5 protein-coding genes are annotated in these 8,411 nt (G+C 41.7%); 1 reads left to right on the plus strand and 4 read right to left on the minus strand.

What is annotated here, in order from left to right; genetic code table 11:
• Window positions 1-30 precede the first annotated feature (30 nt).
• Window positions 31-3,249 carry a DEAD/DEAH box helicase gene (locus NE535_RS17675; protein WP_261299900.1) on the minus strand — a complete coding sequence of 1,073 codons (3,219 nt, stop codon included), beginning with the start codon at window positions 3,247-3,249 and terminating at the stop codon, window positions 31-33.
• A 198-nt stretch (window positions 3,250-3,447) separates the two neighbouring features.
• Between NE535_RS17675 and NE535_RS17680 the strand changes: the two genes are divergently transcribed.
• The gene (locus NE535_RS17680) at window positions 3,448-4,158 is read left to right on the plus strand and encodes a tRNA (adenine(22)-N(1))-methyltransferase (protein ID WP_261299901.1); all 711 of its coding nucleotides are present in this window, start codon (window positions 3,448-3,450) and stop codon (window positions 4,156-4,158) included.
• A 316-nt stretch (window positions 4,159-4,474) separates the two neighbouring features.
• On the opposite strand, the gene NE535_RS17690 is transcribed toward NE535_RS17680, so the two are convergent.
• From NE535_RS17690 to def, 3 genes are all read right to left on the minus strand, one after another.
• On the minus strand, window positions 4,475-5,659 hold the full coding sequence (locus NE535_RS17690; RefSeq protein ID WP_261299902.1) for a trans-sulfuration enzyme family protein: 1,185 nt from the start codon (window positions 5,657-5,659) through the stop codon (window positions 4,475-4,477).
• Window positions 5,660-6,031: 372 nt separating this feature from the next.
• Window positions 6,032-6,925, minus strand: a complete 894-nt coding sequence (locus NE535_RS17695; RefSeq protein ID WP_261299903.1) for a LysR family transcriptional regulator — start codon at window positions 6,923-6,925, stop codon at window positions 6,032-6,034.
• An 871-nt stretch (window positions 6,926-7,796) separates the two neighbouring features.
• The gene (gene def, locus NE535_RS17700; RefSeq protein WP_194575700.1) at window positions 7,797-8,300 is read right to left on the minus strand and encodes a peptide deformylase; all 504 of its coding nucleotides are present in this window, start codon (window positions 8,298-8,300) and stop codon (window positions 7,797-7,799) included.
• Between the last annotated feature and the right edge of the window lie 111 nt (window positions 8,301-8,411).

Genomic DNA, 8,411 nt, shown 5'->3' on the forward strand with positions numbered 1-8,411 from the left:
AATCATGATTAGCAACAACTTAGCTTGACGTTAGCTCAACAAGGCTAATAGGTCGTCAGCACTGCCTTTCCATGGGCCTTGTTGCCCATCAGACAAAATCGCATCCGCTAAACCTTGTTTATGCTGCTGCATCGCCTGAATTTTCTCTTCAACAGTCCCCTCTGCAATCAGCTTATAAACGAATACAGGGTTTTGCTGACCAATACGATACGCTCGGTCAGTTGCCTGACGCTCAGCAGCAGGATTCCACCAAGGGTCATAGTGTATGACAGTATCTGCAGCCGTTAAGTTCAGTCCGGTGCCACCCGCCTTTAAACTAATTAAAAATACCGCATTGTCGCCCTCTTGAAAGGCATCGATTTGGTTTTGGCGCTGCTTTGTTTGTCCCGTTAGCTTACTAAACGGAATATCTAACGCATTTAGCTCTTGCTCGATAAGAGTAAGCATTGAAGTAAACTGACTAAAAATAAGCACTTTTCGGCCTTCTTCTAGCATTTCAGGCAAGTTTTGCACCAACCAATTTAACTTGGCATTGTCAGTCACTTTTTGTGCTTGCTCAAGTTTGACTAAACGTGGATCACAGCAGGCTTGGCGCAGTTTCAGCAATGCATCTAAAAACTCAATATGACTACTCGACACGCCTTTTTTAGCAAATAATTCTCGGAGTTTTTTCTCCATCACCAGACGAATGGATTCATATAAGTTACGTTGATCTTTCTCCAGTTCAAGCGATTGGATAATTTCAGTTTTTTCGGGTAACTCTGCTACAACTTGTTTTTTAGTGCGCCTCAACATGAACGGCGAAATACGCTGATTTAACAGCATTGATTTCTCTACATCGGCTTGCTTTTCAATCGGACCACGAAACTCTTTATTAAAGTAGGTGTGTTGCCCCAGTAAACCCGGTAAACAAAAATCCATTAGCGACTTTAATTCACCTAAATGGTTCTCTAACGGCGTGCCGGACAAACACAATCTAAAGCGCGCTTTCAAGGTTTTGATGACTTGGGTGACTTTAGCCTGAGCATTTTTAATTTGCTGGGCTTCATCTAATATAATGTGTTCAAAAACATGCTCGTGATAAATGTCTTCATCCCGCATGATCAGCGGATAGGTTGTGACTATCACATCGTATTCTTCAAGCTTTGCCAGCCACTGATGACGTTGACTGCCGTGGATCACAACAACCTTGAGGCTTGGGGTAAATTTTTCGGCTTCTTTTTGCCAGTTACCCACTAAACTTGTTGGGCAAATAATTAAACTAGGTTTGCGCTCACTAACCTGCGTTTGTTGTTTTACATACAATAAAAAAGCTAACGCCTGAATGGTTTTACCCAGCCCCATATCATCGGCCAAAATACCGCCAAGCTGATACTCTTTCAAAAAACACAGCCAATCAACGCCCTGTTTTTGGTAATCACGCAGCGTTGCATTTAAGCCGTCAGGTAAAATAATGGGGGTAATGCCATTAAAAGAAGCCAGTTTACTTGCAAGTAATCGCACCCGCTCACCATTCAGTAACCGCACTTCACTGGCACTAAGATCATTCAACAAATGAGCTCGATTACGTGGAATTTGAATCGCATCGGATGAATGACGATTAAACAACTCCTGGATCACAGAAATAAGCGGCTTAATGGACTTAGCTTTAATTTTGATAAACCGCCCGTTATCGCTAGGTAAAATGAGCTCTTGTTCATCATCGGGTTCGCCGTGTTGCTGTAACCACCGTGCGACCAATGCTAATAACGAAATACGTTGGCCATCAATATCGGCATTTAGTGACAATGAAAACCAGCCAGACTCATCTTCATCATCCAAATCCACATCAAGCTCGGCATCGATGATGTTAAGATCAAAGTCACTATCAAAACGCACTACAAATCCACGCTCGATAAGATCATCCGCACCTTCAGTAGACAATTCAGACCAAGCAATAATGGCATCGGGCAATAAGCCTTGGGTTAAAAAGAAGCGTTGTGCCTGGCTCATATCCACCAGCTCAGTTGCCACCCGAGTCAAGCCCATTTCATGCAATAATGCTAACTGTTGTACTTCAATATCGACTTGACGATGCACCTGATACTGCACATTGCCTTTTTTCAATAAACTGATGCGCTCAAACTGTTCACTGGCATCAAAACGGATATCGCCATAGCAAAACTCCACACGAATAGCGGGTTGCTTACTGATGCTATCACTGCGATTGATCAGACCAAATGTGAGGCGAGTTTCTACAGCCTGGTTTATTTCTTTAAATTCAATTTCATTAGGAATAGGCACTATTTTCGAAGGAAAATGCTTTAACAGTGCATGGCTGATGGTATCCAGTTTGGTTTTGGGTACTGGAGGCATTTTCTGTAACAGACTTAAACGCCCTACCGAAAGATCGGTATCGATCCTCCCCAGCTTTAAATAATCCAACTCGATAAATAACGGCGGCTCAGTGGCGATAAACTCCCAGTTTTCAAGCCCAGGCATAGTCATTTGCATCTGAGTATGGTTTTTATCCATATCCGCCCAAATGAACTCAGGCGCTACACCTGCGCACTCTTCTAAAGGAAAACGATTATCTTCCCAAAATGCCACTTGAGCATGCATCATTTTCATCAATGCAAGGTAGCCAATCTCACCCTCTAGATAAACTTTGTTTCCCTGCAAATTATTAGCAAACAATAGCCCTATAATTTGTTTATCTTCAGGGCCTATCCACCAGGGAAGATGCACACGCAAGTCACTGATGGTTTGTTTACTGCCGCGGTTATATAAACCTTTTTTATTCAGTTTGCTGCTTTTTAACTCAACATACACACCTTGAGGATCGCTTGATAGACAATAAATGATTCTATCCGGTACTGAGTCATCATCTTGTTTATTCTGGGTATTATCTAATTGAGTCAGCTGGGTTAACCACTGAGAGATCCGCTGTTCTTCTACCGGCTTGTTGTCTATTAACGCTAATAACGCCGCGGCAACATGCTTACAATCGCGCCTAACAGGGCAAGTGCAGTAAGAGCGCATAATCACTTTGTGGTTCACATTCACTAAGCTGATATCTTGGCGGTAAGGATCTTCTACCGCGCCTTGAGTGTATGCCTCAATATTATGATTATCATGGCTGGCGGTAACCTCTAACACTCGCCCCTGGATCAAGTAGTTTTGTGCTTTTTGCATTTGCGTGGCAGTAAACAACTTAGCCAATAAGTCATGAGATAGCTTGATAGGAAGGTTAAACAGTTTAGCCGACATTCATTACATCCAAGTGCGCCGCTGACAATCATCAAAATAGCAGCAAAAAAGTTAACTTATCATTTTATGGAAGAATCAAAGCAATATCTATAACTATCGCCATTTTATCCCCTAGCGGTAACAGCTTATTATGGTTAAAATCTCGCAACTTTGATAAACATCACCCACGTTGCAAGCTTTAACACTCAATTAGGACTTATGAAACTCAGTCACCGTTTATCCCATATTGTCAAAATGATAACCCCACAATATGAGCATATTTGGGATTGCTGTTGTGACCATGGGTTATTGGGCGCACAGATACTGAATCAAAAACTCACTACCACAACCCACTTTGTGGATATCGTCCCCGAGCTGATGCAGCAAGTTGAACACAAGCTGCAATTATTTTACCCACAACGCCCCAACATCCCAGCTCACTGGCAAGTGCATTGTATTGATGTGGCGCGATTGCCATTAGATGATTATCAAGGTCGACAATTGGTGATAATTGCGGGTGTGGGCGGGGATTTAATGATCCAAATGGTTCAACAACTGATGAACGCACACCCGTCATTAACCTTAGATTTTTTACTTTGTCCAGTACATCACGTAGCCAAACTACGCGCTATGCTCAATGCCAATCATTGCCAATTGATTGATGAACAACTTATCTGCGAAAACCGCCGCTATTATGAGTTGCTTTACGTGAGCAGGCCGGCAGCTGATCAGATAAACCTCACATCAGCGCCGTTAATCAGCTGTTTTGGCGATAAGATTTGGCAAAGTCATTGTGATGAACAATCGATTATTATCAAACGTTATCTAAACAAGGTGTTGACCCATTATAAAAAAACCGCCAACAGTAAATCGGCAGTGGATATCAGCGTGATAGTAGGCTATCAACACATTGCCGACAGCCTTGAGTAAAGGGCTAGCATTAAACGGTTAATATTTAACAGACCCTAGGGTCTGTTGATCTTTCAAGGTTGTTTTTGCAGCGAATTGTTGGCCATTTATACAAGGCAGAGGCTTTGCTGTGTAGTTATTCTACATAATACGCCGATAACGTAGTAAAAATGGCCAACAAACGCTGTCCGAAGGATTCGGCTAAAAACGAATTACGCTTTGTTGAGTGAACTTTGCTTAGATTGCTAGGCTACACTCCACTCGCCGCGCTTAATTCGTTTTTATCTCGAACAAAATTCCACCAGCAAAGATCAACAGACCCTAGCAAATCAAACCATTAAGCCAGAGCTTGCTCTATGTCGTTAATCAAATCTTGCACATTTTCAAGACCCACTGAAATTCTTAACAAATTATCAGTGATCCCAGCGGCCAATCTGGCTTCGGGGGTATAAGGTGAATGAGTCATTGAAGCGGGATGCTGAATCAATGATTCTGCATCACCTAAACTGACGGCAATCGCAAACAGACCAAGACGATTAACAAATTTAATCGCATCTTGTTTATTGCCTTTTAATTCAAAGGCAATTACCCCACCGGCTCGTTTCATTTGATTGCCAATAAATCGATGTCCAGCATGTTTAGCAAGTCCAGGGTAAAACACCTTGCCAAAGGCCGGATGCTTATCTAAATACTCAGCCAGAACTTCTGCATTGTCACAATGACGTGCTAAACGCACATCTAAGGTTTTTAAACCGCGTAATATTAACCATGCATCATGCGGTGATATCACCCCGCCAAAGTCTTTTAATATTTCATATTTCAGTTTATGTAAATGCTCACTACTACCACACACTATGCCTGCGATGACATCACCATGACCATTAAGGTACTTAGTGGCGCTGTGGATCACCATATCAATCCCCATTGCCAGCGGCTGCTGCAACAATGGCGTCATAAAGGTGTTATCGACAATCGATACCAATTGATGTTTTTTAGCGATTTGCGCCATCGCCGCTAAATCAAACACGTCTAAATGTGGATTGACTGGCGTTTCACAAAAAAGTACTTTGGTTTGTGGGGTAATCGCCGCCTCGACTGCGGCTAAATCAGCAAAATCAACTAAAGTGGCTTTAATGCCTAATCGGCTTAGCTGGGTTGTCATTAATGCAAAAGTACAGCCGTATACAGCCTTAGAGGCCACTAAATGATCACCGGCTTGCAAGTGGGTAAGCAAAGCACTTGAAACCGCTGCCATACCAGAGGCACACGCAGCAGCATCTTCAGCGCCTTCTAGCAACGCCATTTTTCGCTCAAGCTCAGCGGTTGTCGGATTGCCTAAACGGGTATAAATATAACCAGCTTCATCTCCTGCAAATCGGGCACCACCTTGCTCAGCATTATCAAACACAAATGTGGCGCTTTGATATAAGGGCGTCACTAATGCCCCAAAGGCTTCTCTTTGATGGCCACCGTGAATGGTGAGTGTTGCTAAATCCCAATTCGCTTGTTGGTTATCTTGCATCTTATTCTCCTTGCTCACTTTGTTATTGTCGTTATTGAGGTGCGAGCCAGATTTAAGATACAGAGGAATAAGATATAACCAAGAAGGATAAGGCAAATAGTCCCGTGGCAAGATGTAAATACAATGTTACAGATAGATTGCAGACAGATAATGTGGATTTATAGGTGTCATCAGCAAACCGCCTAATGCTATTTGCTTTGGGCTATTTAACTTCCCCCTTTGGGACGGGACTATCACCCGAAGCATGGTACAAGATATTTAACCAAACATAACAATCAGATAAACTATGGTGGCCATATTATTCCTGAAAATAAATGTCATGCTATTTGTTGATTACGATATAAAGTCAGCACTAAGAACTGATAACCACCATTACACCTCCTCTTTATAAGTCGGTTTTACTTGAGCAATAAAAGCCTGTGCAGCAGCTGTTAATGGTAAATTTTTACGCCAAATAAAGGCTAACTCCCATGCCACTTTTTCATCTAACGGAATAAATTTAACATTAGCCGACGACACTCGCTTACAAATTGGCTCGGGTAAAATGGCGTACGCCATTTGTGCTTCTGCCATTGCGGCCATAAACTCCCACTGCCCGGTGTGCGACACCACATTAAGTTTATACCCTGTACCCTGGCAACTTTGACTAATCACCTTACCAATAGCGAATTGGTCGTTGTATTGTACAAATGGTCGCCCATCTAAATCTTGCCATGTTAGCTGAGTTTGGCTTGCCAGCTCATGGTCAACATGCACACAAACATGTAAAGAATAACGCTCTAATTTGAGTATGTTAAATTCATCAGCATGGTTGGTAGGCAAGGCTGTAACACCAATATCTAAACTGTCATTGAGTAAGGCTTTCTCAACCGCAAACCCTCCCACTTCAAGCACATTAACTTCTATACCAGGATATGTTGTTTGAAACCTAGCCAGCATATTAATAAACATACCGCCTGTCATTGGGCTTAAACCTAAACGTAATCGACCAATTTTTAATCCCGTCAGCGCATTCATGTCTTCATACATACGGTGCCATTGACCCACAATTTGTTGAGCACTTTTGGCTAATAGTAATCCAGCTTCAGTCACTTCCACTTTCTGGTTATTTCGGATCAACAATTTTTGATCAAGTGTCTCTTCCATTTTTTTAATGGTTTTACTCAGTGTAGGCTGCGTCATATAAAGCTGTTCAGCCGCTAACGTAAAGTGGCCAACTTCAATGACAGTAAGAAAACATTGCAAATTTTTAATTGATACATTCATGCCAAAATGGAATCCACTAAGTAATATTTTATCATTTTACTTATTTATACCTGAGGAATATAGTTATTTCACACCAGCAGTTAACCGTTTAATTTAAAGGATTTTGACATGAAAGCATTCAAAAACTTATTTGCTAGCGCACTTGTACTTGCAGCGCTTCCTGAAAAAGTTGAAGCAAAAGTAAAGCAATCTGACGCTAAGAAGTCATAATCAGATTTGGTCATTAGCCTTATTTCTAATACCCTTTAACTGATACCAGACAAGGATATTTTTGTTGGTGCTTCCCCCATTGGCAGTGCAAATATCAACCCTGTCTGATCACACTGATATCTCCACCCCACCTATATCAGTTATAAAATGTCAGTAAAAAATCCGCAGGCCAACCACCGCGGATTTTTTGCATCTAAATCAATACCGCCAAGCCCTATCGCTAACTTAGCGCATACTCAAATGTATCAAGCAATATTTGCACTAAAAATTGATGCAACTTATTAAAAAGTCATCCATCTCTAACGCTGTGCATCAATACGTTTTCATCTTTTCAGCGTTTCACTTTGTCTGCATCGACTCTTATCACTGCCTGCAGATGAAAACTCCCTGTTCATGACAAATGAATGCAAAAGCACAAACATCAATAGCGCAGATTATCGCCAACCCAAGTATTCTATAATGTACTAAAATATTGATATTTAGAGGTAAATAAATTAACTGGCGATACTAAGGGATCGATGCGGCTCATAAATCTAACTGCTCTGCACACATCGAAAAAGCGTAAGATCTTACGTCGATATTTACACTATAAAGGTATCACTCGGGCTTGTTCAACACTTGGGATAAGGACGCGGCCTATCCTTATTCGTTATGAGCGGGGTTAAGAGTGCGCTTTGACGTACTTTTTAACCTTTTTCATAGCTATTTGACGCTTAAGTGGCGAAAGATAGTCGATAAACAAGTTACCCGATAAATGATCTATTTCGTGCTGCATTACGATGGCTAGAAACTCATCACTTTCGATGGTTATTGGCTTACCTTCGCGATCTAAAGCAGTCACAACAACTGAAGTAAAACGCTCTACGTCTGCATAGTAATCAGGAACTGATAAACAACCTTCTTGACCCAATGCTTTATCCGAGCCACTAACCACTTCTGGATTAACCAAAATTAACGGTTCATCTCGACTTTCTGAAAGGTCGATAATAACAACTGCCTCTTTACGACCAACTTGAGTCGACGCCAAACCGATACCATTGTCAGTCGCATATAGCGTTTCCAACATATCGTCTATTAATGTTTGTACCGTCGTAATATCTTGCACCTTTTCCGCTTTGACCTTAAGCCTTGGATCCGGTGCAGTCAGAATTTCTAAAACTGCCATATTTTCCTTCTAATTCTTGGAAGCTCATAACGCCGCATTAAACGGCAAATTAAAGTTGGCTATAATTTGTGAGGCACGAACAAAGCCAACTGTAATTTGTCCGATTGAATG

The sequence above is a fragment of the Shewanella holmiensis genome, assembly GCF_025370255.1.
GTDB classification, from domain to species: domain Bacteria; phylum Pseudomonadota; class Gammaproteobacteria; order Enterobacterales; family Shewanellaceae; genus Shewanella; species Shewanella holmiensis.